The sequence below is a fragment of the Marinomonas mediterranea MMB-1 genome (assembly GCF_000192865.1).
GTDB classification, from domain to species: domain Bacteria; phylum Pseudomonadota; class Gammaproteobacteria; order Pseudomonadales; family Marinomonadaceae; genus Marinomonas; species Marinomonas mediterranea.
The window spans coordinates 2,164,329-2,191,065 of the sequence record NC_015276.1; the positions used below are offsets into that span (position 1 = coordinate 2,164,329).

Annotated in this window: 29 protein-coding genes; 23 read left to right on the top strand and 6 right to left on the bottom strand. The window is 43.8% G+C overall.

Annotated elements, in window-relative coordinates; all coding sequences use genetic code 11:
* Positions 1 to 28: 28 nt before the first annotated feature.
* A complete protein-coding gene (locus MARME_RS09960; RefSeq protein ID WP_013661133.1) occupies positions 29 to 280 on the top strand; it encodes a sulfurtransferase TusA family protein in 252 nt (83 codons plus the stop codon).
* A gap of 4 nt (positions 281 to 284) precedes the next feature.
* Positions 285 to 1,355: an AI-2E family transporter gene (locus MARME_RS09965; RefSeq protein WP_013661134.1), complete on the top strand. Its 1,071-nt coding sequence runs from the start codon at positions 285 to 287 to the stop codon at positions 1,353 to 1,355.
* Between the two features lie 87 nt (positions 1,356 to 1,442).
* Here MARME_RS09965 and bcp read toward each other — a convergent pair whose 3' ends face one another.
* A complete protein-coding gene (bcp, locus tag MARME_RS09970; protein WP_013661135.1) occupies positions 1,443 to 1,892 on the bottom strand; it encodes a thioredoxin-dependent thiol peroxidase in 450 nt (149 codons plus the stop codon).
* A gap of 260 nt (positions 1,893 to 2,152) precedes the next feature.
* On the opposite strand from bcp, the gene dapA reads away from it, so the two are divergent.
* The 5 genes from dapA to MARME_RS09995 all read left to right on the top strand — a co-directional run bounded on the left by dapA (position 2,153) and on the right by MARME_RS09995 (position 6,936).
* A complete protein-coding gene (gene dapA, locus MARME_RS09975) occupies positions 2,153 to 3,031 on the top strand; it encodes a 4-hydroxy-tetrahydrodipicolinate synthase (protein WP_013661136.1) in 879 nt (292 codons plus the stop codon).
* Entirely contained in the window at positions 3,031 to 4,125 is a 1,095-nt protein-coding gene (locus MARME_RS09980; RefSeq protein WP_013661137.1) for a hypothetical protein, read from the top strand. The genes dapA and MARME_RS09980 overlap by 1 nt, the downstream gene beginning before the upstream one ends.
* 33 nt (positions 4,126 to 4,158) lie before the next feature.
* On the top strand, positions 4,159 to 4,875 hold the full coding sequence (purC, locus tag MARME_RS09985; RefSeq protein WP_013661138.1) for a phosphoribosylaminoimidazolesuccinocarboxamide synthase: 717 nt from the start codon (positions 4,159 to 4,161) through the stop codon (positions 4,873 to 4,875).
* 146 nt (positions 4,876 to 5,021) lie between these two features.
* Positions 5,022 to 6,263, top strand: a complete 1,242-nt coding sequence (locus tag MARME_RS09990) for a lipoprotein-releasing ABC transporter permease subunit (RefSeq protein WP_013661140.1) — start codon at positions 5,022 to 5,024, stop codon at positions 6,261 to 6,263.
* Positions 6,256 to 6,936 (top strand): ABC transporter ATP-binding protein, encoded by a 681-nt coding sequence (locus MARME_RS09995; protein WP_013661141.1) that lies wholly within the window; start codon positions 6,256 to 6,258, stop codon positions 6,934 to 6,936. Before MARME_RS09990 ends, MARME_RS09995 begins: the two co-directional genes overlap by 8 nt.
* 90 nt (positions 6,937 to 7,026) lie before the next feature.
* Here MARME_RS09995 and MARME_RS10000 read toward each other — a convergent pair whose 3' ends face one another.
* A complete protein-coding gene (locus tag MARME_RS10000) occupies positions 7,027 to 7,548 on the bottom strand; it encodes a DUF2062 domain-containing protein (RefSeq protein WP_013661142.1) in 522 nt (173 codons plus the stop codon).
* A gap of 89 nt (positions 7,549 to 7,637) precedes the next feature.
* Between MARME_RS10000 and MARME_RS10005 the strand changes: the two genes are divergently transcribed.
* The 8 genes from MARME_RS10005 to murI are packed head-to-tail and all read left to right on the top strand — an operon-like array spanning position 7,638 to position 14,086.
* Positions 7,638 to 9,488 (top strand): ComEC/Rec2 family competence protein, encoded by a 1,851-nt coding sequence (locus MARME_RS10005; protein WP_148231020.1) that lies wholly within the window; start codon positions 7,638 to 7,640, stop codon positions 9,486 to 9,488.
* An 11-nt stretch (positions 9,489 to 9,499) separates the two neighbouring features.
* Entirely contained in the window at positions 9,500 to 10,114 is a 615-nt protein-coding gene (locus tag MARME_RS10010; RefSeq protein WP_013661144.1) for a MotA/TolQ/ExbB proton channel family protein, read from the top strand.
* A gap of 25 nt (positions 10,115 to 10,139) precedes the next feature.
* Positions 10,140 to 10,562: an ExbD/TolR family protein gene (locus MARME_RS10015; protein ID WP_013661145.1), complete on the top strand. Its 423-nt coding sequence runs from the start codon at positions 10,140 to 10,142 to the stop codon at positions 10,560 to 10,562.
* Positions 10,559 to 11,590, top strand: coding sequence for a tetraacyldisaccharide 4'-kinase (gene lpxK / locus MARME_RS10020; RefSeq protein WP_013661146.1), 1,032 nt, complete (start codon positions 10,559 to 10,561; stop codon positions 11,588 to 11,590). Before MARME_RS10015 ends, lpxK begins: the two co-directional genes overlap by 4 nt.
* Positions 11,583 to 11,777 (top strand): Trm112 family protein, encoded by a 195-nt coding sequence (locus MARME_RS10025; RefSeq protein ID WP_013661147.1) that lies wholly within the window; start codon positions 11,583 to 11,585, stop codon positions 11,775 to 11,777. Before lpxK ends, MARME_RS10025 begins: the two co-directional genes overlap by 8 nt.
* A gap of 1 nt (position 11,778) precedes the next feature.
* Positions 11,779 to 12,240, top strand: coding sequence for a low molecular weight protein-tyrosine-phosphatase (locus MARME_RS10030; RefSeq protein ID WP_013661148.1), 462 nt, complete (start codon positions 11,779 to 11,781; stop codon positions 12,238 to 12,240).
* 5 nt (positions 12,241 to 12,245) lie between these two features.
* Positions 12,246 to 13,259 (top strand): UDP-N-acetylmuramate dehydrogenase, encoded by a 1,014-nt coding sequence (murB, locus tag MARME_RS10035; RefSeq protein ID WP_013661149.1) that lies wholly within the window; start codon positions 12,246 to 12,248, stop codon positions 13,257 to 13,259.
* Positions 13,256 to 14,086, top strand: coding sequence for a glutamate racemase (gene murI, locus MARME_RS10040; RefSeq protein WP_013661150.1), 831 nt, complete (start codon positions 13,256 to 13,258; stop codon positions 14,084 to 14,086). The genes murB and murI overlap by 4 nt, the downstream gene beginning before the upstream one ends.
* Before the next feature lie 73 nt (positions 14,087 to 14,159).
* On the opposite strand, the gene MARME_RS10045 is transcribed toward murI, so the two are convergent.
* Together MARME_RS10045 and rne are read right to left on the bottom strand one after the other, a co-directional pair.
* Positions 14,160 to 15,845, bottom strand: a complete 1,686-nt coding sequence (locus tag MARME_RS10045) for a SulP family inorganic anion transporter (RefSeq protein ID WP_013661151.1) — start codon at positions 15,843 to 15,845, stop codon at positions 14,160 to 14,162.
* Between the two features lie 88 nt (positions 15,846 to 15,933).
* Positions 15,934 to 19,221: a ribonuclease E gene (gene rne, locus MARME_RS10050; protein WP_013661152.1), complete on the bottom strand. Its 3,288-nt coding sequence runs from the start codon at positions 19,219 to 19,221 to the stop codon at positions 15,934 to 15,936.
* A gap of 44 nt (positions 19,222 to 19,265) precedes the next feature.
* Between rne and MARME_RS22295 the strand changes: the two genes are divergently transcribed.
* Both MARME_RS22295 and rluC read left to right on the top strand, forming a co-directional pair.
* Positions 19,266 to 19,661: a hypothetical protein gene (locus MARME_RS22295; RefSeq protein ID WP_013661153.1), complete on the top strand. Its 396-nt coding sequence runs from the start codon at positions 19,266 to 19,268 to the stop codon at positions 19,659 to 19,661.
* A 28-nt stretch (positions 19,662 to 19,689) separates the two neighbouring features.
* Positions 19,690 to 20,664: a 23S rRNA pseudouridine(955/2504/2580) synthase RluC gene (rluC, locus tag MARME_RS10060; protein ID WP_013661154.1), complete on the top strand. Its 975-nt coding sequence runs from the start codon at positions 19,690 to 19,692 to the stop codon at positions 20,662 to 20,664.
* Positions 20,665 to 20,767: 103 nt separating this feature from the next.
* Here the strand turns inward: rluC and MARME_RS10065 are convergent, their stop codons facing one another.
* Positions 20,768 to 21,175, bottom strand: a complete 408-nt coding sequence (locus MARME_RS10065) for a MaoC family dehydratase (RefSeq protein WP_013661155.1) — start codon at positions 21,173 to 21,175, stop codon at positions 20,768 to 20,770.
* A 120-nt stretch (positions 21,176 to 21,295) separates the two neighbouring features.
* On the opposite strand from MARME_RS10065, the gene MARME_RS10070 reads away from it, so the two are divergent.
* A complete protein-coding gene (locus tag MARME_RS10070; RefSeq protein ID WP_013661156.1) occupies positions 21,296 to 22,399 on the top strand; it encodes a S49 family peptidase in 1,104 nt (367 codons plus the stop codon).
* 32 nt (positions 22,400 to 22,431) lie between these two features.
* Here MARME_RS10070 and MARME_RS10075 read toward each other — a convergent pair whose 3' ends face one another.
* The gene (locus MARME_RS10075) at positions 22,432 to 23,064 is read right to left on the bottom strand and encodes a Maf family protein (protein ID WP_013661157.1); all 633 of its coding nucleotides are present in this window, start codon (positions 23,062 to 23,064) and stop codon (positions 22,432 to 22,434) included.
* A gap of 173 nt (positions 23,065 to 23,237) precedes the next feature.
* On the opposite strand from MARME_RS10075, the gene MARME_RS10080 reads away from it, so the two are divergent.
* From MARME_RS10080 to fabG, 5 genes are read left to right on the top strand one after another with little or no spacing between them, the layout of a single operon-like run.
* Entirely contained in the window at positions 23,238 to 23,789 is a 552-nt protein-coding gene (locus tag MARME_RS10080) for a YceD family protein (protein WP_223295026.1), read from the top strand.
* 11 nt (positions 23,790 to 23,800) lie between these two features.
* Entirely contained in the window at positions 23,801 to 23,980 is a 180-nt protein-coding gene (rpmF, locus tag MARME_RS10085) for a 50S ribosomal protein L32 (RefSeq protein WP_013661159.1), read from the top strand.
* Positions 23,981 to 23,992: 12 nt separating this feature from the next.
* On the top strand, positions 23,993 to 24,961 hold the full coding sequence (locus MARME_RS10090; protein WP_013661160.1) for a fatty acid synthesis protein: 969 nt from the start codon (positions 23,993 to 23,995) through the stop codon (positions 24,959 to 24,961).
* Complete coding sequence (gene fabD, locus MARME_RS10095) at positions 24,958 to 25,878, top strand: ACP S-malonyltransferase (RefSeq protein WP_013661161.1); 921 nt, start codon at positions 24,958 to 24,960, stop codon at positions 25,876 to 25,878. Before MARME_RS10090 ends, fabD begins: the two co-directional genes overlap by 4 nt.
* Before the next feature lie 35 nt (positions 25,879 to 25,913).
* Entirely contained in the window at positions 25,914 to 26,648 is a 735-nt protein-coding gene (fabG, locus tag MARME_RS10100; RefSeq protein WP_013661162.1) for a 3-oxoacyl-ACP reductase FabG, read from the top strand.
* Positions 26,649 to 26,737: the final 89 nt, after the last annotated feature.

Below are 26,737 nucleotides of genomic sequence, written 5' to 3' on the forward strand. Positions count from 1 at the left end.
AGGACTAAAATGATAACAAGGTGTGTAAATGTTACCTATTGATAAGACGGAGTATGACGTATTCGTCGATGCTTTAGAAGATAGATGCCCAATGCCATTGCTAAAAACGAAAATGGCGCTTGCAAAAATGGACGTGGAAGGCCGCTTATGTGTTCTAGCATCAGATGAAGGATCAATGAAAGATATCCCAAAATACATAGAAATATCCGAGTATATATTGGAAGATAGTAAAACAATTGACGGGATATTTATGTTCGTAATAAAGAAAGGTAGTGTTTAGTTTTATGTTTAAAATTGTCGATTCATTGATCAAAAGATACCTTTCTAATGAAGAAGTTGTGGTCTTCATGCTTCTTTTGACTGCATGTATTTTAGTGCTTGCGTTTTGGGGGGGTATTTTAGCGCCCGTTCTCATTGCGGTTGTCTTGGCTTTTTTGCTTCAAGGCGGGGTGACTAGGCTAAAAAAAGTTGGGCTTGGGCACAACCTCTCTGTGTCTATTGTGTTCGTTTTATTTGTGTCTAGCTGCTCGTTATTTATCGGTGTTATGGTTCCTATTATTTGGCGGCAGGCGGTTAGGTTTGTGAATGACCTTCCTCGGATGTTTTTGGATCTACAGATATTTTTGGAGGCATTGGCAAAACAAAATTCGGCGTATGTAAGCGAGTCGGCTATTCAAGAGGTGATCAATACTGTGACGAATGAGCTGGCTGGATTAGGTCAGTGGGTTGTTTCATTTTCGCTATCAAGTATTCCCTCGTTATTTTCTCTTGCCATTTATTTGGTACTTGTGCCCTTGGTGATGTTTTTTTTACTAAAAGATCAGAAAAAAATAGTGGCGTATTTGACCTCTTGGCTTCCTCATGAGCGAAGCATGATGAGGAATATTGCTCACGAGATGAACGATCAAATAGCGAACTATGTACGCGGAAAAGTAATTGAAATGCTTGTTGTAGGTGTGGTCTCTTATATCGTGTTTTGGTTTCTTGGCTTGCGCTATGCTGAATTACTTGCGCTATTAGTAGGTCTGTCGGTTTTAATTCCTTATATTGGCGCGGCGGCAGTGACGGTGCCGGTTGTATTGGTCGCATTCTATCAGCACGGTACTAGTAACGAATTTTGGTATGTATTTGGCGCGTATTTAGTGGTACAGGCGCTGGACGGAAATGTCTTGGTGCCATTGCTTTTTTCAGAGGCGGTAAACTTACATCCGTTGGCTATTATCGTCGCTGTTTTGTTTTTCGGCGGTATTTGGGGCTTTTGGGGGATTTTCTTCGCTATTCCGTTGGCAACGTTGGTTAAGGCGATTATTAATGCGTGGCCAGATAGTCAAGAATATCGGCAATATAGTCGTTGATAGGTAAGGACTGCTCGTCGCTAGAACACTTGCGCTTTATCAACCTCTAATCAGTTTTTAGGCTGGTTAGAGGTTGAGGTCGGACTATTATTTTAGGATCTGTGCAGTGTGATCTTTTGTTTTTACTTTAGTAATGATGTCCTCAATTTTTCCCTGTTCATCAATAATAAATGTTGTCCTAACGGTCCCCATGTATTCTTTTCCCATAAATTTCTTCAGTTGCCATGTGTCATACAGCTCGTGAACTTCTTTTTCTACGTCCGCAATGAGGGGGAAAGGAAGCTCATTTTTTTTGATGAAATTTTGGTGGCGTTTTTCTGTGTCTGTGCTTACGCCGAGTACAACGTAGTCTTGATCTAGAAGCGCTTGGTAATTATCTCGAAGGTTGCATGCTTGAGCGGTGCAGCCAGGAGTAGAGTCTTTTGGGTAGAAATACAAGACGACTTTTTTGCCACTAAAATCGGACAATGAAATGTCGCTTCCTTCTTGATCTTTCGACGTAAAGTGTGGGGCGATATCTCCAATATTTAGGCTCATTGTGCCTCTCCTTAAAATCTAAATTTATAATAGTTTCAGTATTCTACCAGATTCAGAGCGCCGTAGAATAAAGCAAAATTTATACGAAATATTGAAGATTTTAGTTTTGTTTTGAGTGTCAGTGTGAAAAATTCACCTGATGAGTGTTTTTCACTAGGCCGTACTGATAAAATTACCGCACTTAAAGCTAAACTCGTGTTGTTTCCACCTAAGCACGACGGTACTATTAGCACGCTTAAAATTTTAATTGGAGTCTTGAAATGATCACAGGTAGTTTAGTTGCGCTTATCACCCCGATGAAGTCAAATGGCGATGTTGATAAGCAAAAGCTAGATGAACTTATTGAGTTTCATTTGGAAGCCGGTACGCACGGCATAGTGGCGGTCGGTACGACTGGAGAGTCCGCAACATTAACCTATGAAGAGCATGCAGATGTGATTCGACAGGTTGTTGAAACGGTGAAAGGTCGTGTTCCTGTTATTGCAGGAACGGGCGCTAACTCCACTCACGAAGCGATTGATTTAACTCAACGAGCGAAACAAGCTGGAGCCGATGCTTGTTTGCTGGTGACTCCTTATTACAATAAGCCGACACAAGAAGGTTTATATCAGCATTTTAAAGCGATTGCAGAGGCTGTCGACATTCCCCAAATTTTATACAATGTCCCTGGACGTACCGCTTGCGATATGTCTAATGGAACGGTTTTGAGACTTACCGGCATTGCTAATATCGTCGGAATTAAGGACGCTACTGGGGATCTATCTCGTGCTAAAGAATTGATTGAGGCTGCTCCATCTGATTTTGCTGTCTATTCGGGTGATGACCCAACTGCGGTAGGTTTGATGTTGTTAGGAGGTAAAGGAAATATTTCGGTAACCGCTAACGTTGCTCCTAAGCAGGTTGCTCAAGCAGCAGAAGCAGCCATTGCTGGTGATAAAAATACAGCAGAAAAAATTGATCAATCCGTTTCGATTCTTCACGAAAAACTATTTGTAGAGTCTAATCCTATCCCAGTTAAGTGGGCCTGTGCGGAATTAGGTTTGTGTGATTTCGGTATTCGTCTTCCACTTACTGTTCTTTCTAACGAGAACCACGACATCGTACGTGAAGCGTTAACTCAGGCGGGAATTGCCAAATAATGAATCTTAGCAAACAAAAAGTCCTTTTTGTATCGGCTGCGTTTTCTCTCACGCTTTTGAGTGGCTGCTCTGTGCTACCTGATCATGGACTCGATTACCAAAGTAGTCAGGCTTCTTCTAAAAAGCTCGCGTTACCAGAGGGAAGTGAGCAACCAATCGATAAGCTGCAAATACCAAATGAATCAAGAATAGCATCTTATAGCGAGCCGTCTGAGTTTGAAGCGCCTAGGGCGCCTTTTGTATACTCTCAAATGGCTAATATAGTGTTAAGTGAACAAGAGTCGACGGCTGTCTTTAGTGTACCGGCCCCTGTTACAACGACTAAGCGTTTGGTACTAAATTATTTAAATGCGCGTTATGGTGATGAAAAAGCGGTAGAGGGTGAGATAGACGGTGTTATTACAACCACTCCTCGATCCATTAGAGAAGTAAGTACGTTAAAACGTTTTTGGAGTAAGGTTACGCGTTTGCCGTTAGACACTGTTGTCTGGAAATATGCGCTGTCTGATGATTTGATTGCAGGTCAAACGCGAGTAAGTGTTTCTGTGCGTTTTAAGAAAGGCGAAGAGTTCGAAGGCGATTGGCAGTCTCCATTTGCTGATCTTGATACGGGAGAACAGGCTTTAGCCTTCTGGCGAAGTCTTGGTCAAAACCTAGATACAAGTTCGGTTATTTTGTCTGAACGGGAAAATAAAGAATTGCGTCCGTATTCTATTTGGTCTGCTTTGAACGGAAGTCTAGCATTGTACTTAGGTAGTGGTATTCAGGCTGCCCAACTTAAAGAGAAGATAGAATCCAACCCTAAGCTTTTTATCGATAATAATGGCCAAATGCTTTCTGTCGTTCCGCCTGAGCAAATTGCCAAAGTAGGTGATATTGTTCCATTTAGTTCTTCTCTTCTTGGGGAAGACGCCCAAGTGAAGTGGTTCAATGTTAGGCGCAAAGACCTTGATGACGTGACATGGCAAGAAAGGGAGTATCCCTTTAAGCTTGTTCAGCAACCGTCTGGTGTATTGTTGGAGGTTGATTCTTCGGCAGCAAAACATCCACTACTTGTTTCATACCGATTGCTTACATTGCTATCGGAAAAATAATTACCCCTCAAAGAAATAATCGGAGACCCTCCAATGGAAAAACGACAAGAGCTATATGCAGGTAAGGCAAAATCTGTATTTCGTACGGATGATCCTGACAAAATGGTTCTCGTATTCCGCGATGATACGTCTGCTTTTGATGGCAAAAAGGTTGAGCAGCTGAATCGAAAAGGCATGGTAAACAACAAGTTTAATGCTTTTATAATGCAAAAGTTAGAAGATGCGGGTATTCCAACGCATTTTGAGTCCTTGCTGAGTGACAATGAGTCCCTAGTGAAGCGCTTGGACATGATGCCTGTTGAGTGCGTTGTACGAAATGTCGCAGCAGGAAGTCTATGCCGTCGTCTAGGGGTGGAAGAGGGTGCTAAGCTAACACCACCAACATTCGAGTTGTTTCTTAAGAACGACGAGTTGGGTGATCCAATGATCAATGAATCTCACGTAGAATCATTTGGTTGGGCTGAGGCCACTCACCTTGCAGAAGCAAAAACACTCACCTATAAAGTTAATGATGTCTTGAAGGCATTGTTTGCTGAAGGTGGTATGACGCTCGTTGATTACAAGTTAGAGTTCGGCATATTTGATGGCAAAGTGGTGTTGGGGGATGAGTTCTCTCCTGACGGTTGCCGCTTGTGGGATGCGAAAACAAACGAAAAGCTTGATAAAGATCGATTCCGCCAAGGGTTAGGTGGTGTTATTGAAGCTTATGAAGATGTGGGCCGTCGTATTGGAATTGATTTCGACGCGTAACATTATGTGTTTTAAAAAAGGGGCTATAAAGCCCCTTTTTGTTTTAGAGAGTAGATTGATTTGCTTTGTTTGAATGGTTTCTTGCAACTTATACATTCTCTAAGTGTCCTAACAATCGCCTTTATTTAAGAAATTGGAATATTTAATTGAACTTGCTACCCGTAAAAATTGGACTTAGATACGCGCGAGCAAAGCGTAAAAATCACTTCATTTCCTTTATTAGTTTTTCTTCGATCGCTGGGTTGGCACTCGGTGTTGCAGTATTAATCACTGTATTGTCCGTGATGAATGGCTTTGATAGAGAGTTACGTCAGCGCATTCTTGGTATGGTACCTCATGCAACCGTTTGGGGAGACCCAACGTTAACGGATTGGAAAAGTACTGCTGAAATGGTCAGCAAGATGCCTGGCGTTGTTGGTGTTGCTCCGCATACTCAAGCGCAGGTGATGTTCCAGTCTACGCGCGGCGTACATGGGGCCTTGTTAAATGGAATTGATCCGGACATGGAGGCAAAAATTTCTATACTGGATGAAAATATGAAGTCCGGCTCGCTTAGTGCGCTTAACGAGAAGCATTTTGGGATTGTGCTTGGGGCCCAATTGGCCAGAATGTTGGGCGTGTCAGTCGGTGATAAAGTGACGGCGTTGTTGCCAAAGGCCAATGTTTCGATTGCAGGCGTGACGCCAACGTTAAAGCGGTTTACTGTCGTGGGTACTTTTTCTGTCGGAGCCGAATTAGACAGCTCGTTAGCGTATATCAATATTGCAGGTGCGGCTAAGTTGAAGCGTTACCCTGCTGGAAAAGTAGAGGCCTTAAGAATTAGCTTTGAAAATCTATTTGATGCGCCAACTAAGATTTGGGACATTGCACGAGCGGTGCCGGGACAAAATCGTATAAGTGACTGGACTCGAACCCACGGTAATTTGTTTCAAGCTATTCAGATGGAAAAGACAATGATCGGTCTATTGCTGACTCTAATTGTTGCAGTTGCTGCGTTTAATATTGTATCGACACTAGTAATGGTCGTGACGGACAAGCAAAGTGACATAGCCATTCTGCGTACTATGGGTTTAACATCTGGGCAAATAATGCAAGTGTTTGTGGTTCAGGGGGTCTTTATAGGTTGCTTGGGAACCGTGATTGGATTGGTTCTGGGGGTTGCTGCCGCTTTGAATGTTAGTGGTGTGATTGCATGGGTCGAAGGGCTAATGGGTACCAAATTTTTAAATAGCGATGTTTATTTTATCAACTACCTACCATCAGAACTTCAGTGGAGCGACGTGCAGCTAATAGTTGGAGCTGCCTTTATTATGACTGTCGTAGCCACTCTTTATCCAGCTTGGCGTGCATCTAAAGTTGAACCTGCGGAGGCATTGCGTTATGAATAATGCGGTATTGGAATGTGCTAACTTGTCTAAAACTTATCTTGATGGCAAGAGAGAGGTTGATGTACTTCAGGGGATTAATTTTTCGATAGAATCTGGTCAAGCTTTTGCCATCGTGGGTTCTTCTGGTTCAGGGAAGACAACGTTATTGAATTTATTAGCTGGCTTAGATTCACCTACTGACGGTGAAGTGCGCATTGAGGGTACCTCCTGGTATTCATTAAAAGACGCTAAACGTTCGAAATTACGCAATACTTCAATGGGTTTTGTCTATCAATTCCATCATTTGTTACCAGAGTTCAGTGCGCTTGAGAACGTTATGATGCCGTTGAATATTAGCGGTATGAAGTCTTCTTTAGCAAGGGATAAAGCGCTAGAGGTAATAGGACGCGTTGGATTGGCAGATAGATCTGGTCATCGCCCGGGTCAGTTATCCGGCGGAGAAAGGCAGCGTATTGCCATTGCGAGAGCGTTGGTTACGCAGCCCGCGTGCGTTCTTATGGATGAGCCTACTGGCAACTTGGATGAAACGACATCGAAAGAAATTCAGGCCCTTATTGGGGAGCTAAAAGAGGAGTTGGGGATGGCTTTTATTGTGGTGACCCATGATGAGCGAATGTTGAGTTGGATGGATGGTGCATATCGACTATCAAATGGCGAATTGAATGAAATTTGATATAGAGTCTTTGATTGGATAAAAAGGCTGAGTAAATAAAAAGAGAGCGGATGCTCTCTTTTTATTTTGTCTGGTTTTCTTGGACTAGGCCTACGATTTCTTTTTTCTGTTTTGCTTTCTATTTTTCCATCGCTTGATAACGTGCATTCGCCATAATACGAGTACTGCGATATAGGACAAAAGTCCGACAACCATGCCGACAATGACCGACCCAGTGTAAAGTGGTAGCCATATGTGTTCGATCTTTGCCCAAATCCATTCAACGGATAGGTGGAAGTCTCGATCACTGTCGTCTCCAACGAACAGACTGCCAATTAGGTAATTGAAATAAAACACAAACGGCATTGTGATTGGGTTTGTGATCCAAACCATTGCGATGGATAAAGGAATATTTGCGCGTAGCGGTATGGCAAGAAGAGCAGCTGCTAACATTTGCAGGGGCATCGGAATAGCCGCCCAGAATAGTCCATTCCAGCATGCTTTTGCTATGGATTTTCTGTTCATATGCCAGAGGTCAGGCTCGTAGACTTTGGAGCCTAGGATCTTTAACGCTTTGTTTTCGCGTAATTTTTCGGGGCGTGGGATGTATTTTTGTAAAAAGCGCTTTGGCATAATAGACGTGTAAAACGTTTAGCAATATTCAGGATAAGGAGGTCCGTTTGCTAATCATTAACCTTATAGTGTTAGTGAGTGGAATTTTAGTGCCACATAATCTAATTGGGCTGTATTCTACTTGTATCATCTTGCTATGTCTCTATCTAATCGGCACATATAGATATCTGTGGGTAATATTCGTTTTTTTATTGATGTTGCTCCTGTCTTTCCACAATACGTACTCTTTAAAGCAAGACTTTGAAGGCGATCCGCTTGATTCTATTCAAATCAGTGTGGCAGAGAATTGTTACTATGATGAGACTGGTCGTATGTATGGGGTGAACGTTCTTTTGGTGGATAAGCGTACTCGTCAAAAACACGTGTATTCCAAATGCTCCAACATGGCTGTTTCTCCTGCTTTAACCGACACGATTAACGACGATGTTTTAGGTGTTTCGATAGATCAGCAGTATTGGGCTGATGCGTTTGGAGGCTATTATCAAAGATTAGCTTTTCAGCATGGCAGTGGCGCAGCTTTTGTCGTTGACTCGCGTGAATCAGGTGTTTTTACAACGCATTTGTCGCTTACCTCAAAGGTGAATGTTGAGGCATATCGCTATTTTGAGCGATATGCCTCATGGCGAGTTAGTCAGGCGTTAGTGTTCGGTGAAAAATCCCTACTTTCTCAATATGATGTATGGGTGATTCGAGAGCTTGGTCTTTCACATCTCTTTGTTGTATCTGGTATGCATGTTGGGTTTGTCGTATTTTTAGGGTGGTGGTTGTCGGTTGTGATATGGCACTGCTTACCGAAGTTTGTTTTACGCTATATAACAGATATTCTCGTTTTGAGGGTCTGTGTATGTTCCGCACTCGCTTTCTATTACGGTAATCTTGTTGGGTGGGGAGACCCTGTAAAGAGATCAGTGCTGATGGCATTGCTTTACTTTGCTGTGCGAATTATGGGGGCGCGGGTTGGAAGTTCTGTCGTTCTAGTTGTTTCCATGATTGTTATGCTGATATTTGCGCCTTTTCAATTGGTTGCTCCGGGTTTTTGGCTGTCGTATGGAATGGTGTTTGTGCTAATAGCAATTTCGTCTGCTTCGTCGCGCTCGAGGGTCTTGAGCGCCCAGTACATGTTGTCGTTATGTTCGTTGGTCCTAGTCTTTGGGTGGCAAGCCAATATAAATGCGCTGATGCCAGTCGTTAACATAATAATGTTGCCTATCGTTGGCCTATTCTGGTTTCCTGTATCTGTTGTAGCGAGCTTTTTTTGGGGTGCTTTTGATTGTGATTTGTATTTGCTGGTCGATCCAATTTTTAGTTGGCTAATTTGGTTGCTAGAGAGTGTCGCGTTAAACGGTGTTTCTATGGGTGTGATCTTATCTGGACTAGCGTTAAAGAAATTACTGCTAGTGCTCGTCGCTCTGTGCTGCCTTGTCTTTTATTCGCTTAGGCGAATCGTCTTGTTTCAGCTTTTCTTGCTGTTATTGATGTTTACGCCAAACTACCAAGAATACGTCCATGAAGGTGTTGTGCTGTATAATAAGTATGGCGATCTATATGAAAAAATGGGGGATCAAATGTATCCGATGGCCCTTCAATATGATCAAGCAATTTCTAAGCTGGAGGGTCTGAACTCCAATCAACAGCAATATAGTTCAACATTAGGTATTCTCATTGACCAACGGCTTTTTTCTATAGAGGATATATTTTCAAGTGACGCGGATTGGCTAGTTGCGACGGGCCCATTAAAAGAGAATATATCCAAAACGTTGTCAGCGTTGAAGGTGAATGTATTGGAGGTTCCAGTTAATGAAAGGCTCTACTTTAGCTCTGATAGTGAGCAAACGTCGATAAGATCAAGCTCTTGTTCAGAAATAAATTTTATATTGAAATCATTGTATTGTATGCGTGTTGCTGAACTGAATAGTGTGTTAAATTTGGAGCGTCTGTAATAGGAGGTGTTGTGCTGGAGTTTATTCAAACAGGTGGTGTGTTTATGTGGCCTTTATTGGGCTGCTCAATTTTAACACTGGCCATTGTGATAGAGCGATTTTGGACTTTGCGTCGTTCAAGAGTCGTGCCGAAAAATCAACTGTCGGAAGTTATGGCTCGTTTAAGAGAAGATCGCATGAGCTTGGAATATATCCGAAATATGCAGCAACACACCGGATTGAGCTCTATTTTGGCTGCTGGACTGCTGAGTTCTAAGCATGGTCGGCGTGTTATGAAAGACTCAGTTCAAGATGCTGCTTCTCATGTCATACATGAGTTAGAAAGGTTCATGAGTACGCTTGGAACAATCGCGGCAATTTCTCCTTTATTAGGTTTGTTAGGAACCGTTGTTGGCATGATTAAAGTCTTTTCTGTGTTGATGGAAGAGGGAGCTGGAAATACGTCTTTGTTAGCTGGCGGGATTTCTGAAGCCTTGTTGACGACCGCCGCTGGATTGGGTATTGCTATTCCTGCCATCATATTTCACCGATTTTTTAGCCGGAAAATAGATGAACTTGTTGTTTCCATGGAGCAACAGTCGTCCAAACTGATCGACGCACTTCAAGGCGATCGAGATTCGAATTAAAGAGAATCTGAACTAGAGGCTCCCAATGAAATTTCGTCGCCAAAAAATCGAGGACGTACAAATAAACCTAACACCTCTTATTGATGTGGTGTTTCTTCTGTTAATCTTTTTTATGGTGAGTACAACGTTTAAACAAAGTACGGAACTCACTATCGATCTACCGAGTGCGTCGAGTGACGCTCCTTCGTTAAATGCTCAAGATCCTATTGAAATTACTATTACCTCTGACGGGCAGTATGTCATTAATGGACAGACACTTGTAAATGAACAGGTATCTACATTGGTTCAAGGTATAAAAGAGACCGCGAACGAAAAAACAGATGATATGCCGCTGGTTATTACGGCAGATGCTCAAGCGCCTTATGAGCTCGTACTACGAGTATACGACGCAGCGTCTCAACTAGGAATTTATAAGATTGCACATACTGCGGAAAGAGAAGAGCAGTGAGTTTGGAAAAAAAAATTACTGATTCATGGTATAGAAAGAAAATCGGTGTTACTTGGTTGTTTGCACCTCTGTTACCTATCGTTAAATATATTACTTATAGAAAGCGCACTGATTTTGTTAATAAGAAGGGAGTATATCGATCCTCTCTGCCTGTCATCGTCGTCGGAAATATTACTGTCGGCGGAACAGGTAAGTCACCGATGGTCGTTGCATTGTGTCAGCTACTTAAAGAAAAGGGCTTTTCTCCTGCCATCGTGTCGAGAGGTCATGGAGGAAACAATGAGCGGCCAGCTTTAGTAACCGAGAAATCCTCGGCGCAAGAGGTGGGCGACGAACCAGTTATGCTGGCTAAACGCACTGGTGTTCCCGTTTGTGTATGTAAGCGCCGTATAGAGGCTGTGAAGCTCTTGGAGTCTACGTCTGATGTCGATGTTATTGTTAGTGATGATGGGATGCAGCACTATAGTCTAGATCGTGACATCGAAATAGCGATGATTGATGCTTCGCGAGGGGTTGGTAATGGCTTTTTACTCCCTGTTGGTCCGCTAAGAGAAAGCGTTGATCGACTTAATTATGTCGATTTTATTTTTAGCGTTGGGCGTCCTACCTTTAATATGGATTCGATTTTAAGCAGAGTGGATGTTTATCACGGTGAACTTAGTTTAACGGAGTTAAGGTCAGTCAAAGTTCCAACGAAAAAAATGTCATTGTCGCAATTAACGCAAGGAATGTGGCACGTTGTGGCAGGGATTGGAAATCCCAGTCGATTTTTGCAGACTCTAATCGAATCGGGCTTAAAAATGGACTCTAAATGCACTTGGTTTCCTGACCATCATCATTATAAGAAGGCGGACCTTCCTGATGATCGAGTAATCATGACGGAAAAAGATGCGGTAAAGTGTGCTTTTATCGCTGACGAAGAAAGTGATTGGTGGTACATGCCTGTATCACTGGAGCTAACAGATCAATTTAAAACGGCGTTGCTTGGCCGTTTAAACAATGTTGTAAGAGAGAAAAGTAATGAATAAGGCCTTATTAGATATCTTGGTATGCCCTGTGACGAAAGCACCCTTGTCTTTAAATGCGGAAGGGACAGAGTTGATTAGCAAAGTAGGCGGTATGGCCTACCCAATTCGAGATGGTATTCCTGTCCTTTTGGAAACGGAAGCTCGCACCCTAACGAATGACGAGCGCTTAAATACAGAAGAGAAATAAGATGAAGCTGCTAACTGTTTGCTTAGGAAATATTTGTCGATCTCCAGCAGCACAAGGGATTATTGAAAATTTTGCTCAAGAGCGTGGCATTAATGTGACCGTCGATTCTGCGGGTACAGCAGCTTATCATATAGGTAAATCGCCAGATAGACGGTCGATTAACGAGTTACGTAGCGTCGGGATCGATTTGTCACAGCAAAGAGCGAGGCAGGTCGTTGAAGCGGACTTCTATCAGTATGATTGGATTTTGGCTATGGATGCGTCAAATTTGCAAAATCTAAAAGTGATCATGCCTGATGATGCGTCGGCTCAGGTGGTTATGTTTGGTGAGTTCGCCGAGTATGTCAGGTTGGGCGAAGTTGAAGACCCGTATTATGGTGATGACTCTTCTTTTCACTCAATGAGACTTCATTTAACTGAGATCGCAGAGTCATTTTTCGACTCTATTTATTCTGCAAGCTAAGTAATATGCCCCATATTTATTCAAATATCAGTTTGAAACCCTATAACACCTTTGCTTTTGATTATGCCGCTGAGCGATTTGCCGTAGCTGATACGATAGACGCTCTGATTTTCTTAGTTCAGTTTGCAAAGAAAGAGTGTCTTGATGTCACGGTGATTGGCGGTGGAAGTAATCTGCTAATTCATGGAAATATAAAAGGTTTAGTTATTCTAAATCGAATCATGGGGCGAGAATACTCTCAGAATGCTGCTGACGTCGACGTTGTCTTCGGGGCTGGAGAAGTGTGGGATGAGTGTGTTGAAGACAGTGTTTCACGCGGGTTTGGTGGAATAGAGAATCTTGGTTTAATTCCAGGGACCTGTGGTGCTGCTCCAGTGCAAAACATTGGTGCTTACGGCGTCGAAATTAAAGATGTTCTAATGAGTGTTGAGGCGCTCAATAGAGAATCTATGAAGATTGAAACAATAAATGCCTATCAGTGTGGCTTTGCTTATCGAGAAAGTCATTTTAAGAGAAAGTGGTCATCTAAGTATATTATTACGCGTATCCATTTGAGACTGAGTTCTCTATCTGAACTAAAACTAGGTTATGGGGGGCTTGCTAAGGTGCTGTCTGAGTCTTCTGGTTTTGACGATGTGTATCATAAGGTGTGTGATATTAGGCGTTCTAAATTACCTAACCCTGTTGATATCCCCAATTCTGGCAGTTTCTTTAAGAACCCTGTGGTCAGCGAGGCAACGAGAGAAAGGCTGGTGGCCGAATTTGAAGACTTGGTTAGCTTTAAAGTAGAAGGTGGCTGGAAGTTGGCAGCTGGCTGGTTGAACGAGAAGGCGGGGTGGAAAGGGGTTAAGGTGGGCAATGTTGGTGTTTATGAAAAACAAGCATTGGTTCTGGTTAATTTAGGTGATGAAAAAGCGACCGAGTTGCGTCGCCTAGAAAAAACAATTATTCAGTCTGTCCACGATATGTTTGGTGTGACATTGGAGCGCGAACCAGTACTTCTCGGTGATTCGCCATGAAATACAATGTCGCCATTATTGATTCAGGGTCAGGCGGACTGTCCGTATTGAATACCATTCGTCGACAATCGCCAGAGTTGAATCTGCATTATTACGCAGATAGCTGCTTCTCTCCTTATGGGGAAAAATCGTCAGAATTTTTAAAATCTAGATTGGTTCAGATTGGACGCTATTTGGAGGCTTTGTCTGAGCCTGTCCATGCGATTGTCTTAGCTTGTAATACGGCAACGGTTGAAGGGATTGACGCCTTAAGGCGCGCTGTATCAATTCCTGTGGTTGGGGTGGAGCCAGCGGTTAAGCCTGCGTTAGTTAATCCGAATGTCAGTCGTGTTTCAGTATTGGCAACGCCTGTAACGATTGGCAGTAATCGTTTGCAGGCGCTAATATCTCTTTGGAAAAATGATAAGCAGGTTCAGTTGATTTCGAGTGCCGATTTAGCTCGGTTAATCGACAGTGCTGATTCTCGTTCTGAGAGTGCTTTATGCAAAGAGATTGAGCGTATATGCAGTGAAGTAACCGTATTTCGCCCTGATGTCTTGGTTCTTGCTTGTACTCACTACCCGCTGGTTAGAGATCGATTTGAGGGAAGCTTGCACGGCGTTGAAATTTTAGAGCCTAGTAGTAGTGTATCAAACCAGTTAATTAGACGCCTTGAGCAGGAAATATGCATTGATTGCATTTCTGATGAGGGTCTGCCGATAGGAGGCGTTACGCTTCACTCGTCAGGTGATGAAGGGGATTTAAAGTCTCTGCATAGGTGGTGCGACGATCAAAGCGCAGTGATGGGAAAGTGCCATTTAAACTTCCACACCACTGTACTTTCTTAAGAGCCTCTAGGCTGTCTTCGGTCTACAGCGTTTCTTTCTATTCTTGTGTTTCTTTCTGTTCTCGTGTTTTTCTCTATCCTTGAGCTTCTTTTTCGGAACTTGTTTCTAGGTTAATTGAGGTAACGGCAGACGTTAATGCATTTATTCGTGTGTCGCAGAATGTTTCATTGGGTAATCGCGCCATGACTCCAAGTTTTTCCAAGCGTTCTGTAGTCTGTCCGTTTGGACTAAAAATATACACCGCGCAGCCTGCATCGACCGCATCAATAATGGCGTTTTCCAATGCTAATCCAATTGTTAAATCCATCATCGGAACGGCGCTTAAATCGATCACAACCGCTTCGTATTCGTTGATTCTGTTATGCTGTCGCGCAATTGCTTTACTAACTCCGAAGATCATTGGGCCAGACAGGTAAAAGAACAAAACTTTTCCTTTCGCACTGTCGAGCAGCGCTCTTTCATCGTCCTTAAGGGGGACTCCATCGTCTGCATCGCTGATGGCTTTAACATTTGTCTCTTGTAATCGACTTAGTTTTTCGATGGTTAAAATGTTAGCAATAAAAACGCCAATGCCGACAGCAACCATCAGATCAACAAATATTGTTAGGGCCATTACGCCATACATAATGATCGTTGGGCTTAATGCGACTTTATGTGCTCGTTGTATGAAGCTCCAATCCAGTATATTTATGCCAACATATAGTGAAATGCCAGCTAAGACGGCCATCGGTATCATTTGTGTTAACGACGAGGCGCCTAAAACAACTGTTAGTAGGATGAGTGCTCTTGTAATGCCTGCAAGAGGAGACTTTCCTCCGGATTGAACGTTGACGACGGTGCCCATTGTTGCGCCAGCGCCAGGTAAACCGCCGCAAAAGCCAGAAAGGGTGTTAGCGATACCTTGCCCAATAAGTTCGCGATTAGAGTCGTGCTCGTTCCTTGTTAGGCTGTCTGCAATGACGGCGGTAAGTAGGGTATCTATGCACCCTAATGTACCTAAAACAAGTGCATTTAATACCATGGTCATCATCTGGTCGAACGTGAATGTTGGGATGTGAAAATCAGGCAGACCGGATGGAATTGCGCCTATACGTCGCACGCCATCATCAGAGAAAATGATGATCGATAGCAAGGTGACGGCAACAAGCGCAACGAGTTGAGGAGGGATGCGCCTTCTCCATTGCTTCGGTAGGTAAAACAAAATTCCAAGGGTGACTAGTCCAAGAAAAAGTTCAGAAAATGAAATGTTCAGCAATAGGTTTGGTAGCGCCGAAAGTGTTCCTGTTACACCACCAGGAGGGGTGGGTTGACCTAAAAATGGAGCAAGTTGAAGGATAATTAATATCACCCCGATGCCAGACATAAAGCCAGATATGACACTATAAGGCATAAGTGTGATGTACTTACCCAGCTTCAATGCACCTAGGCAAATTTGAAATACCCCTGCCATCATCACAACAGTAAATGCCATTGCGACGCCTTGATCTGGGTTCGCGGCAATCATTGCGCTTAGTACTGCGGTCATGACAACCGTCATTGGGCCTGTCGGTTCGGAAATAAGGGATGTGGAGCCACCGAAGATGGAGGCAAATAAGCCGACCAGTATTGCACCCCATAACCCTGCCTCTGCTCCGGCGCCAGATGCCACGCCAAACGCAAGCGCTAACGGGAGGGAGACAATTGCGGTTGTTAATCCGCCAAATAGATCTCCGGCGAGAGATAAGTTTTTGAATCTAGATAGGTCTATAAGTGTTTTCATTTTTCCAAATAAAAGTTATTAACCAAAATTAATGATTGATAAAAAAGAGCCCGCATGCAGCGGGCTTTTTTTGAGCTAATAGCTAAATTTATTCAGCGGTCTCTGTTCCGGAGCTAGCGCTTTCTGGAGGAGTTGCTTGTACGTCTTCTCCTCGTGATAGTCTCGGATCATTTTTTACTCGTCCTTGACGTCTTCCGCGACGTTCACTCGACGCTGCTCGTTTTTCTTCCAACGCTTTTCGAGCTTCTTCTTGTTGTTTGAGTATTGCTTCAGGTAGCTCTACTGATGCTCTTTTTTCTGTCACTTTCGGAGCAGGCTTGCCGCGACCGCGTCTTGGGGCGCGTGCTCGTTGAGTCGTAGGCTCTGGCTGATCGGCAGTGGGCTCTGGCGTTGGTTGTGCTTCGGGCTTGCTATCAGGCGTCTCTGTCACTGCTTCAACTGAGTTGTTTTGCTCTGAAGAGCTCTCTTCGGAATCCGTTTTCTCTAGAATGCTTTCCTGAGTACTAGACTCTTCGGAATCCGCTTTCTCTAGAATGCTTTCCTGAGTACTAGACTCTTTGGCATCAGTTTCTTCGGTGTTAGCCTCTTCAGTACTAGTCTCTTTTGTCGTTGTTGCCTCGGAGGTAGATACAGCGGGTTCGTTATCAGAAGAGGTCTCGTTAGAGGCTGTCTGCTGATTCTCGTTTGTCGAACTTACTTCGACAGTGTCTGGAGTGGGTGCAGTTTCAGTTTGAGCTGCTTCCATTACAGGCTCTTCCTGTTCAGTTTTGACACTTGTGTCTTCTGCATTCGCCGCTTCTGAAGAGGTGCTTTCAGGATCTGTAGTCTCTACTGGTTCACTTTCAGCAACAGGTTCGCTTGCAGGTTGTGCGCTATTCTCAACTGCATTTTTAGTGGTGTCATCACTAGCGGTTTCCTTTGCAGGTTCCGCGTCAACGATTGGCGTAGTTTGAGGTGCTTCTTCGTTTGATGACGTTTCTTCTTTCGCAGCTGTTTTAGGAATTGAGGTAGTCTCAAGTTCCTTTTTCGCAGTGTTCGCTTCTAGCTTGCTCTCTACAACTTCAACAGAAGAAGGTGTTTCAGTAGCGACAGAGGTTTCTTCAGTTGCTGGCTGAGTAGCTTCTGCTTGCGTCGGTGCTGCATCACCTCGTGGTGATTTACGAGAGCGTCTTGATCTGCGCGGTTTTCTTTCTTTAGTTGAAGCTGAGTCTGTAGACGTCGCGTCGGAACGTTGTCCTTCTTGAGCTTCAATTTGAGCTGCTTCTTTCGCATCAGCTTCTTGTTTTGCGTTTTCTTGTTTTGCTAGTTCTGCTTCATCACGAAGTTTACCGTTTCGACGCTTGTTTTCATTGCGTGTACGTTTGCGCTCTTTTACTTCGGGAACTTTCTTCTCAGGTGCAACTTCAACGGTCGCTTTACGCTTGGTTTCACTGCGCTCTTCGGATTGCGGCGCTTTTTTCTTCGCTTGAGGAGCGTGAGTTTTTACCTGCGCTTCCGCTTGCTCGCGACGGGTTTTGCGTGTCGAGCGCGGTTTTTCTTGTTTGCGTTCGTCACCTTGATCGCGCTTTTGGTGTTTGTTCGTACGTTGTGGTTTGGAGCGTTTGTTTCTATCTCCTTGCGTACCTTGGTTAGAACGGCTTTTAGTTGTTGTGGATGGTTTGCTGTCCTTTTTGGTTTCCGCTTCTTCCGTTGCACCAAACAGTGCGCGGAAAATGCGTGTTAGCAATCCAGTTTTTTCAACTTTTTTAGGTTCTGGAGTGGGGGCTGGAGCAGGGGACTTGGGAGCAATACTTGTTACCGCCGCTTGTGGTCGAGCTTGCTCAACCGCCTGGCGAGGCTCGTAAGGTGCTTCATCGGGAGTTTCTACAAGGGTGTAGCTACTGTCGTCCTGAGTGATTACGGCGTTGTCGTCGCGAATTCTCTCCACAGTGAAGTGCGGTGTTTCCATGTGTGGATTTGGCACCAAAATGATGTGCACGTCATTGCGTTTTTCGATTTTCGCGATGTTTGTACGCTTTTCGTTTAACAAGAAAGTCGCAACAGAGACCGGTAATATTGCGCGTATTTGAGCGGTGCGTTCTTTCGCACACTCTTCCTCAATAAGGCGAAGTACGGACAGGGCTAGTGATTCAACGTCACGGATAAAGCCTTGTCCATTACAGCGTGGGCAAACAATGCCGCTTGTTTCGCCTAGAGAAGGGCGCAAGCGTTGGCGGGACATTTCTAGAAGTCCAAAGCGCGAGATACGGCCTAGTTGCACTCGAGCGCGGTCCGCTTCAAGTGCTTGTTTCATGCGGTTTTCAACTTCTTTCTGGTTTTTTAGTGGTGTCATATCGATAAAATCAATGACAACCAGTCCACCTATGTCTCGTAGGCGCAATTGACGTGCAATTTCGTCAGCGGCTTCTAAGTTGGTTTGCAGTGCGGTCTCTTCGATATCTCCGCCTTTTGTTGCACGTGCGGAGTTGATATCAATCGATACGAGCGCTTCAGTCGGATCAATTACGATGGAGCCGCCTGAAGGTAGTCGAACTTCACGTTGGAAAGCGGTTTCGATTTGCGTTTCGATTTGGAAACGATTGAACAGCGGAGTGGTATCAGAGTATTGCTTAATGCGACTCTTAAACTGTGGCATAACTTGCATAACGAAGTTGATTGCGTCTTGGTAGGCGCCTTTTTCGTCGATTAATACTTCGCCAATGTCATCGCGCAAGTAGTCACGAATTGCTCTGATAACGATGTTACTTTCTTGATAGATCAAGAATGGAGCTGGCTTTTCTGAAGCTGCTTTTGTGATCGAGCTCCACAATGTATCGAGATAGTCTAAGTCCCATTGTAGTTCTTCAGTTGAGCGACCTACACCCGCTGTACGAACAATTAAGCCGCCATTTTCAGGGGTTGAAAGGCCGGACATTGCTTCTTTTAATTGCGTACGATCATCACCATCGATTCGGCGAGAAATGCCGCCTGCGCGAGGGTTGTTTGGCATTAGTACTAAGTATCGCCCTGCCAAACTTACGAATGTCGTCAGTGCTGCACCTTTGTTTCCACGCTCTTCTTTGTCTACTTGAACTATGACTTCCTGACCTTCGGTTAAAACATCTTTGATGTTTAGGCGTCCGTCAGAGTTAGATTTTTTTGAAAAGTAAGTTTTAGAAATTTCTTTAAGAGGGAGGAATCCGTGTCGTTCTGCGCCGTAGTCAACGAACGCCGCTTCGAGGCTAGGCTCAATGCGTGTGATTTTCCCTTTGTAGATATTTGCTTTTTTCTGTTCTCTTGACCCGGACTCTATATCTAAATCATAAAGGCGCTGGCCATCCACTAGTGCAACGCGCAATTCTTCTTGTTGCGTCGCGTTTATTAGCATTCTAATCATTAATTTTGAACTCTGTTTAGTCACGAACAGAGGGAGCGGTTTGAGTGGCGTTGAAAAATAGTGCTTTTCCAAGTACGGCGGACACAACATATCTGTTGATGGGTAACACGCAAAGAGGATCTACTGCGAAATTATATCAGTGGACTGGTTATATCTTAGCTAGTTACGTCATTTTACGGTTGTATTTTGTCATCAATGGCTTTCAGCAACTTTTTATTTTGAAAGCGTCTCGTACTCAGTCAAACGAACTACAAAATCAGGCAACCCATGGTCGACTTCTCTCGATTCATGCGGTTTATTATTTAAGCTTAACTGTTACAGAGGTAAGATATGAGCCAGAGTATCGCTCTGGTGGTAGTAAATTCGGTATCATACGTTTTCTTCGAGGCGTTTTGTTGCCTCTTACCCTCTGCGGAACTGAATATAGCAGTAAAAACTAAGTGCTTCAATTATAAAGGAAACCATTCTTTGGATAACAAAGACAAAGTTGTCGTCGAACCTACCAAAACAAAGGTCCGGTTCGTTGATATTGATGAAAATAATCATGGCCAACGCATAGATAATTTTCTTATTACAGAATTGAAAGGCCTTCCGAAAGGTAAAATCTACAATTTGTTAAGAAAAGGTGAGATACGCGTTAATAAAAAGCGAACAAAACCAGATTATCGCCTCCAGTCTGGCGACATTGTTCGCATTGCTCCTTTGGTTCTTCCAGAACGCGCTGATAAGCCGACGGTTGCTGAAGGGCTAAAAGCGCAGATTGAATCTCGTATTATTTATGAAGATAAAGGCTTGTTGGTTGTTAATAAGCCGTCAGGGCTGGCTGTCCACGGCGGTAGTGGCTTGAGCTTTGGTCTGGTTGAAGTGGTACGTCAAATGCGGCCGTTAGAGAAATTTGTTGAGCTTGTTCATCGACTAGACCGAGACACATCTGGTTTGATTATGATCGCCAAGCGTAGAAGTGTATTGAAGTTGCTTCATGAGGCATTGCGTGAAAAAAGTGGTGTTCAAAAAACGTATTTAGCATTAGTGCACGGAGCTTGGTCTAAGCGTAAGCAGAAGGTTGATGCTCCACTTTTGAAAAATGAATTAAAGTCGGGTGAAAGAGTCGTCCGCGTGAACCCAGAAGGAAAGGAATCGTTAACTCGATTTAATTTAGTTCGAGAGTTTGAAGGGTTTAGCTTGATTCAATGTGAGCCGGTCACTGGGCGGACTCATCAGATTCGTGTGCACACTCAATTTGCAGGACATTCTATTGTTGGTGATGATAAATACACATCGAGCGAGCTCAATAAGCAAACCAAAGAAATGGGGTTCAAGCGTTTGTGCCTGCATGCAACTCGATTAGAGATTGATTACGAAGGTGAGAAGTTGATTTTAGAAGCGCCACTTGATGATGAATGGAAAGCGCTGATGTCTAATGTGCTTGTCTCGAGGTATTAGTTTCGAGGTATTAGTCTCAAGGTATTAGCACTAAAAGTGCTAGGGCTATAAAAAATAGGTGAATAAAAAGCGGAACATCTGAATGTGATGTTCCGCTTTTTATTTATGGGAGCATGATGGTCGCTTCCCCAGTAACGACTTTTTTACTGTCACAATGGCATACTGTTTCCAACACAACACGTCTGCGACGTTCATTGATTTCTTTTACTGTTACCGTCGTTTGAACTTCTTTTCCGATTAATACGGGGGAGCGGAATTTTAGTGTCTGCTCTAGGTAGATACATCCTGGCCCAGGAAGCTTCGTGCCAATGGCAGCAGAAATAAAGCCTGCTGTTAGCATGCCGTGAGCGATAGGTTCTCCAAAGCTGGTGTTTGCGGCATATTCTTCATCTAAATGAACGGGGTTGTTGTCGCCGGTCACAGCAGCAAACGTATGTACGTCTTCTTTGGAGACGGTTTTTGAATAAGTTTCGCTTAGACCGACTGAAAGGTCTTCGAAAGAATAACTCATTTTGTTGACTATCCTTATTTTACGTTAATTCGCCTATGGTACACTTACGCGGCATAGTCTTAAAGGTATTGAGCGAACGAGACTAAGTCTATGATAAAGAAATCGTTTTGAGGGTTGTGAATGAGCTGGAATGAAGAGGATGATCGCAAGGCATCCAATGATATGTTGTCATCTGAAGATGCGTCGTTTTCAAATAAAGCGCAGTCAAATGATATGTATGTGGATGTAGATCAAGGAACGGACGCGAAGGCTGATAGCACATCAAAGCCAAAACTAACGTCTTCTAATAATGAAGATGTTGCGTCGCAAACGGCCGTTTTCGAATTGCTAAAAGAGGCTTTGCTGGAAAATGTGGTAGAAAAGCGTCGTGCTAGACGCTGGAAAATATTTTTCCGCTTCGTCGGTTTGTTTTTAATCGTCGGTATTTTTGTTGGATGGAGCGCGTCTAGTGTCGTTGAGGATGCCGCTTTAACTGGCGACTCTGTCGCACTTATTCCTATGCGGGGGACGATTGGGGCTGGGCTGGACATCGATGCTGATGAATATTCCCTATTAATAGAAGATGCCTACGCTGATGCTCGTACGAAAGCGGTCGTAATTAAGATGAATAGCCCTGGCGGAAGTCCGGTGCATTCGGGCATTTTGTATGACCTTCTCATGAGTAAGCGAAAAAGTTATCCAGATATCCCTTTGATTGTGGTCGTTAGTGATATGGCGGCAAGCGGCGGTTACTATATTGCTTCTGCTGCTGACGAAATTTATGCAGACAAGGCCAGTCTTGTCGGTTCTATTGGCGTTGTGTCGCCAGGGTTTGATGCGAGTGGTCTTCTTGAGTCTATTGGAGTGGAGCGCAGAACCTTTACTGCTGGGGAAGATAAAGCGTTCCTAGATCCATTCTCTCCTATGACACCTAGTGCTGCGCAAAAATGGCAATCTGTATTGGATAGTACCCATAAACAGTTTATTGAAGCAGTTAAAAAGGGGCGGGGAGATAGGCTTTCACTAGAACGTGACCTATTTACTGGTATGGTGTTTACAGGTGAACAGGCGGTCTCTTACGGATTGATAGATGGACTTGATTACACGGGACATGTGCTATCAAGTCGTTTCTCCAATCTGACACCTGTTTACTATGAACCTCGCGAAGAGCCTTGGAAAGAAGTTGCAAAGGAATTGGGTATCTCGTTTGCAACGCGTTTATCGACTATTTTCTCTATGAGATAAAGGTATGTGTAACGGCTTTTTAATGAGATGCTTTAATCGGATGCATAGCTCAGTGGGTCTGCGCCGAATTCACAAAGTAGTTCGCTAGTTGCGATAAGGGGAAGACCCTCCAATGAAGTGGGGTCGTCTCCTTCCATCTTTTCGAACAGTCTTATACCTAAACCTTCGCATTTAAAGCTTCCTGCGCAATCGAATGGTTTTTCAATGTCGAGGTATCTTGAAATCTCTTGAGAGCTTAGGTTTTTAAATTGAACTGAGTAAGTTGTGATCTTTGAACTGCGTTGCTTGGTCTTGCAGCAGGTGATCGTTACGCTGGTGTAAAATTTAACGGTTCTTGATGAAAAAGACGTAAGTTGTTTTTCTGCGTTCTCTTTCGTAAGGGGCTTACCAATAATTTTGCTGGTTAAAAGGCCGTCTTCGTGTGAGTTTTCTTCTAAGGTGGCGGACTGATCTGATGTGATGATTAGTGTATTCGATGTGTCGTAAATTTGAAGGATGGCGTCTGCTTTTTCTTCGCTCATTCGTAAAACGTAGTTCTCAATTAACTCTTGTTTTTTCGGTGTCTCATCAATATTTGGTGAGTGCGTTGAAAAAGGTACCTTTAATCGATTCAAAAGTGTTTTTCTGTAGGGGGATGAGGACCCCAAAATAATCTTTGGATGCATTGTGCTTACTGACTTTTTATTGATTTAATGTATTCGCTATCACGTTAAAGACTGACGTAATGTTGGTTTGTTTAGAATAATATACGCATTGAATTTATGAAAATCCCTTTCTTATTCGTTTTTTTACTAAAAAAAGCGATTTAAGTGCCTGAACTCTTTGACAATGCCGCTGCTTGGCAATATTATTCCTCGCCATGTTGAATGACTCATTACCCAAGTATTTTGACCCCCGAAAGTATGCGACTCAAGAAGTGACTTTAGAGGGGCGTTTGCCACTCCGTGATTTCAGTGAATTACGTGAACTTTTGGTGTCTGACGAAGGTGATGTCTCTATTCATCTGAACTTTAAAGTCGATGAAGATAGGCGCTACATCGCAAAGGGTTCAATGAGCACTACTGTACAAGTTGTTTGTCAACGATGTATGGAGGGTGTTGATTGCAATCTGGAGGTGGAGTTAGCGTTAGGCTTTGTTTATGACGAAGAGCACGCGAATAACCTACCTAAGGAATACGACCCCGTTGTCATGACCGAAGGTGAAGTAATTCTTGCGGATATGGTAGAGCAAGAGCTTATTCTTGCTGTTCCAATAGTTGCTTATCACGAAGAAACTGGTTGCAACCCTGTGGCTTTAAAGTATGCCTCGTCTGCCGATGACGCACCGGATGACGAAACTAAACCGAATCCATTTAGTATATTAGCTGATCTAAAAGCTAAGAAAAGTTAGGAGCTCCAAAAATGGCTGTACAAAAAAGCAAAGTAACTCGTTCACGTCGTGGCCAACGTCGTTCTCATGATGCTTTGACAAGCGCAACACTTTCTGTTGAACAAACTACTGGTGAACTACACCGTCGCCACCATGTTTCTGCAGACGGTTTTTACCGTGGTCGTCAAGTAATCACCCCTAAAGGTGAATAAATAGTTACCCTTATGATTCGGGTAGCTATCGACGCTATGGGCGGGGACTTAGGTCCCCGCATTGCTTTTCAAGCAGCGAAAGAAGTGCTTGATCGCCATGAACGCGTTAACATCACACTCTATCTTTCACAGGATGATGGCCTTTCATCCGATGATTTCTCTCAACTCGATTCTTCTTCACGCCAACGCTTAAAGACCGTATTCTGTCAGGATTTTATTGCTGGGGATGAGCAAGTCGATCGCTCTCTTTATAAGCGTTCAGAAAGCACTCTCTACAAAAGTTTGTCTGACATGTCAGCGGGTCAACATGATGTCGTCGTTACGTTAGGTAATACTGCGGCAATGGTCGCTTTGGCGCGTCGTCTGTTAGGGTTAATCCGCCCCCGACTTTACCCAGCTTTAGTTAGAGAGCTACGTCTTAATCCATTGCGTTGCTTATTGGATCTTGGTGCAAATGTTCATTGTCCCGCTCAGATGCTAGAAGGCTTTGCCATTTTGGGCGCTGCTTATACTGAGGTGCTTCGCTCTGAAGTTGCTAAAGTTGCACTGCTTAATGTTGGGGTGGAGAGTACAAAGGGGAATTCCGTTATTAGGCAAGCAGACTCTGCCTTATCTTCGCGGCTATGGCCTGTCTATAATGGCTACGCCGAAGGTTTTGATCTATTTGATGGAGAGAATAATGTGCTTGTCTGTGATGGCATGGTGGGTAATACGGTATTGAAGGCTTCTGAAGGCTTATTGACATACTTTTCACAGAAGCTCGTTAAAACTGGGGCAAATAAACAAATGTTAGAGTCTTTTTACGAAAATGAACGACACCATGGGGCGAGTTTTATTGGTGTGCGTGGCAATTTGGTAAAAGGGCACGGCAGATCTGATTTCCGCGCAGCTATTGGTGCAATTGAGCACGGCATCGAAATGGCGCGAGCAGACCTTTGGTGTGCAATTGATAAAAAATTAGAAAAAGAGGGCTTTGTATGAATAATGAGCTAGCTTTTGTTTTTCCTGGACAAGGATCACAAGCTTTAGGTATGTTGGCCGATTTGGCCGAGAAACATGATATTGTGACGGCGACGTTCGCTGAGGCTTCAGAGATACTTGGCTATGATTTGTGGGATCTCGTTCAGAACGATTCCGAACGTCTAAATCAAACAGATAAAACGCAACCTGCGCTTTTAACTGCTAGTGTTGCTTTGTGGCGACTTTGGGAAGAGCTTGGCGGTGACCAGCCAGCTTACGTTGCAGGCCACAGTCTTGGTGAATATTCGGCGCTCGTGTGTGCGGGTGTGATTGAGTTTAAAGATGCTGTTGAGCTGGTTAAGCTTCGCGGTGAGTTTATGCAGACAGCGGTTCCTGCTGGTGAGGGTGCTATGGCTGCTATCATCGGTTTGGCTGATGAAGATGTCGTAGCAGTGTGTGCTAAAGTTGAATCTGGCGTCGTGAGTGCTGTTAACTTTAATTCCCCCGGCCAAGTTGTTATCGCAGGGCATAAAGAGCCTGTAGAACAGGCTATGGCGAACGCCAAAGAGGCAGGTGCTAAGCGAGCGTTACCTTTACCGGTAAGTGTTCCTTCTCATTGCGAATTGATGATTCCAGCGGGTGAGAAGCTTGCTGTTAAACTGGATAGTATTGCGTTTAATGAGCCAAAGATCACCTTGGTGCAAAACGTGTCTGCAGAAGCGGTTTCTGATGCTGCAATTATTAAAAAGAATTTGGTGGCGCAGTTAAGTCAGCCTGTGCTTTGGACGCAATCTGTTCAGTTGCTATCAAGTCTTGGTGTTGTTAAAACGATAGAATGTGGTCCTGGTAAAGTGCTTTCAGGGCTGAACAAACGGATTGTTAAAGGTATTGGTGCTGCTTCAATTGGAGATTTGGCTGGATTGGAAGCAGCGCTTTAAGCGAATACAGCATTAAAATTAGAACTGAGGTTGAAATGAGTCTAAATGGAAAAGTTGCTCTGGTAACGGGAGCTACGCGAGGAATTGGCAAGGCGATTGCGCAGGCATTGGTTGCACAAGGTGCTACAGTAATCGGTACAGCAACTAGTGAATCAGGTGCTCAAAGTATCAGTGAGTACTTGGGTGAGCACGGCAAAGGTTATATTCTAGATGTTTCTGATGCTGATTCAGTAGACAGTACTATAAAGCAGATTACAGCAGAATTTGGCGCTCCCACTGTATTGGTTAATAATGCAGGCATCACGCGTGATAATCTCATGATGCGCATGAAGGGTGACGAATGGGATCAAGTGATCAATACAAACTTGAGCTCTGTTTTCCGTGTATCCAAAGCCTGCCTTAGAGGCATGACAAAGGCTAAATTTGGCCGCATAATTAGTATTAGTTCGGTTGTCGGTTCAATGGGCAATGGAGGGCAAACAAACTATTCAGCTGCAAAAGCAGGGCTTGAGGGTTTTAGTCGTTCATTGGCTGCGGAAATTGGCTCTCGTGGCATCACAGTGAATTGTGTTGCTCCAGGTTTTATTGAAACCGATATGACAAAAGTTTTACCAGAAGAGCATAAAGCGAATCTGGTATCTAAAGTGCCTGCTGCTCGCTTGGGTCAGCCTGAAGAAATCGCTTCTGCGGTTGCTTTTTTGGCGTCTGAGGGTGCGGCATACATAACTGGAGAAACGTTGCATGTCAACGGTGGCATGTACATGTCATAATTTGGGTTGAATTTTATATCGAATTCAACGAGAATACGTCTCCGGTTCAGATTGAGAATCACGCCAGCAGGCGTTAGAACATTATAATA

Bases quoted from the DNA above. Each gene is read 5' to 3' on its own strand.
- MARME_RS09960 (WP_013661133.1), top strand. From the start codon at position 29: ATGTTACCTATTGATAAGACGGAGTATGACGTATTCGTCGATGCTTTA.
- MARME_RS09965 (WP_013661134.1), top strand. From the start codon at position 285: ATGTTTAAAATTGTCGATTCATTGATCAAAAGATACCTTTCTAATGAA.
- bcp (WP_013661135.1), bottom strand. From the start codon at position 1,892: ATGAGCCTAAATATTGGAGATATCGCCCCACACTTTACGTCGAAAGAT.
- dapA (WP_013661136.1), top strand. From the start codon at position 2,153: ATGATCACAGGTAGTTTAGTTGCGCTTATCACCCCGATGAAGTCAAAT.
- MARME_RS09980 (WP_013661137.1), top strand. From the start codon at position 3,031: ATGAATCTTAGCAAACAAAAAGTCCTTTTTGTATCGGCTGCGTTTTCT.
- purC (WP_013661138.1), top strand. From the start codon at position 4,159: ATGGAAAAACGACAAGAGCTATATGCAGGTAAGGCAAAATCTGTATTT.
- MARME_RS09995 (WP_013661141.1), top strand. From the start codon at position 6,256: ATGAATAATGCGGTATTGGAATGTGCTAACTTGTCTAAAACTTATCTT.
- MARME_RS10000 (WP_013661142.1), bottom strand. From the start codon at position 7,548: ATGCCAAAGCGCTTTTTACAAAAATACATCCCACGCCCCGAAAAATTA.
- MARME_RS10015 (WP_013661145.1), top strand. From the start codon at position 10,140: ATGAAATTTCGTCGCCAAAAAATCGAGGACGTACAAATAAACCTAACA.
- MARME_RS10025 (WP_013661147.1), top strand. From the start codon at position 11,583: ATGAATAAGGCCTTATTAGATATCTTGGTATGCCCTGTGACGAAAGCA.
- MARME_RS10030 (WP_013661148.1), top strand. From the start codon at position 11,779: ATGAAGCTGCTAACTGTTTGCTTAGGAAATATTTGTCGATCTCCAGCA.
- murB (WP_013661149.1), top strand. From the start codon at position 12,246: ATGCCCCATATTTATTCAAATATCAGTTTGAAACCCTATAACACCTTT.
- murI (WP_013661150.1), top strand. From the start codon at position 13,256: ATGAAATACAATGTCGCCATTATTGATTCAGGGTCAGGCGGACTGTCC.
- MARME_RS10045 (WP_013661151.1), bottom strand. From the start codon at position 15,845: ATGAAAACACTTATAGACCTATCTAGATTCAAAAACTTATCTCTCGCC.
- rne (WP_013661152.1), bottom strand. From the start codon at position 19,221: ATGATTAGAATGCTAATAAACGCGACGCAACAAGAAGAATTGCGCGTT.
- MARME_RS10065 (WP_013661155.1), bottom strand. From the start codon at position 21,175: ATGAGTTATTCTTTCGAAGACCTTTCAGTCGGTCTAAGCGAAACTTAT.
- MARME_RS10070 (WP_013661156.1), top strand. From the start codon at position 21,296: ATGAGCTGGAATGAAGAGGATGATCGCAAGGCATCCAATGATATGTTG.
- MARME_RS10075 (WP_013661157.1), bottom strand. From the start codon at position 23,064: ATGCATCCAAAGATTATTTTGGGGTCCTCATCCCCCTACAGAAAAACA.
- rpmF (WP_013661159.1), top strand. From the start codon at position 23,801: ATGGCTGTACAAAAAAGCAAAGTAACTCGTTCACGTCGTGGCCAACGT.
- MARME_RS10090 (WP_013661160.1), top strand. From the start codon at position 23,993: ATGATTCGGGTAGCTATCGACGCTATGGGCGGGGACTTAGGTCCCCGC.
- fabD (WP_013661161.1), top strand. From the start codon at position 24,958: ATGAATAATGAGCTAGCTTTTGTTTTTCCTGGACAAGGATCACAAGCT.
- fabG (WP_013661162.1), top strand. From the start codon at position 25,914: ATGAGTCTAAATGGAAAAGTTGCTCTGGTAACGGGAGCTACGCGAGGA.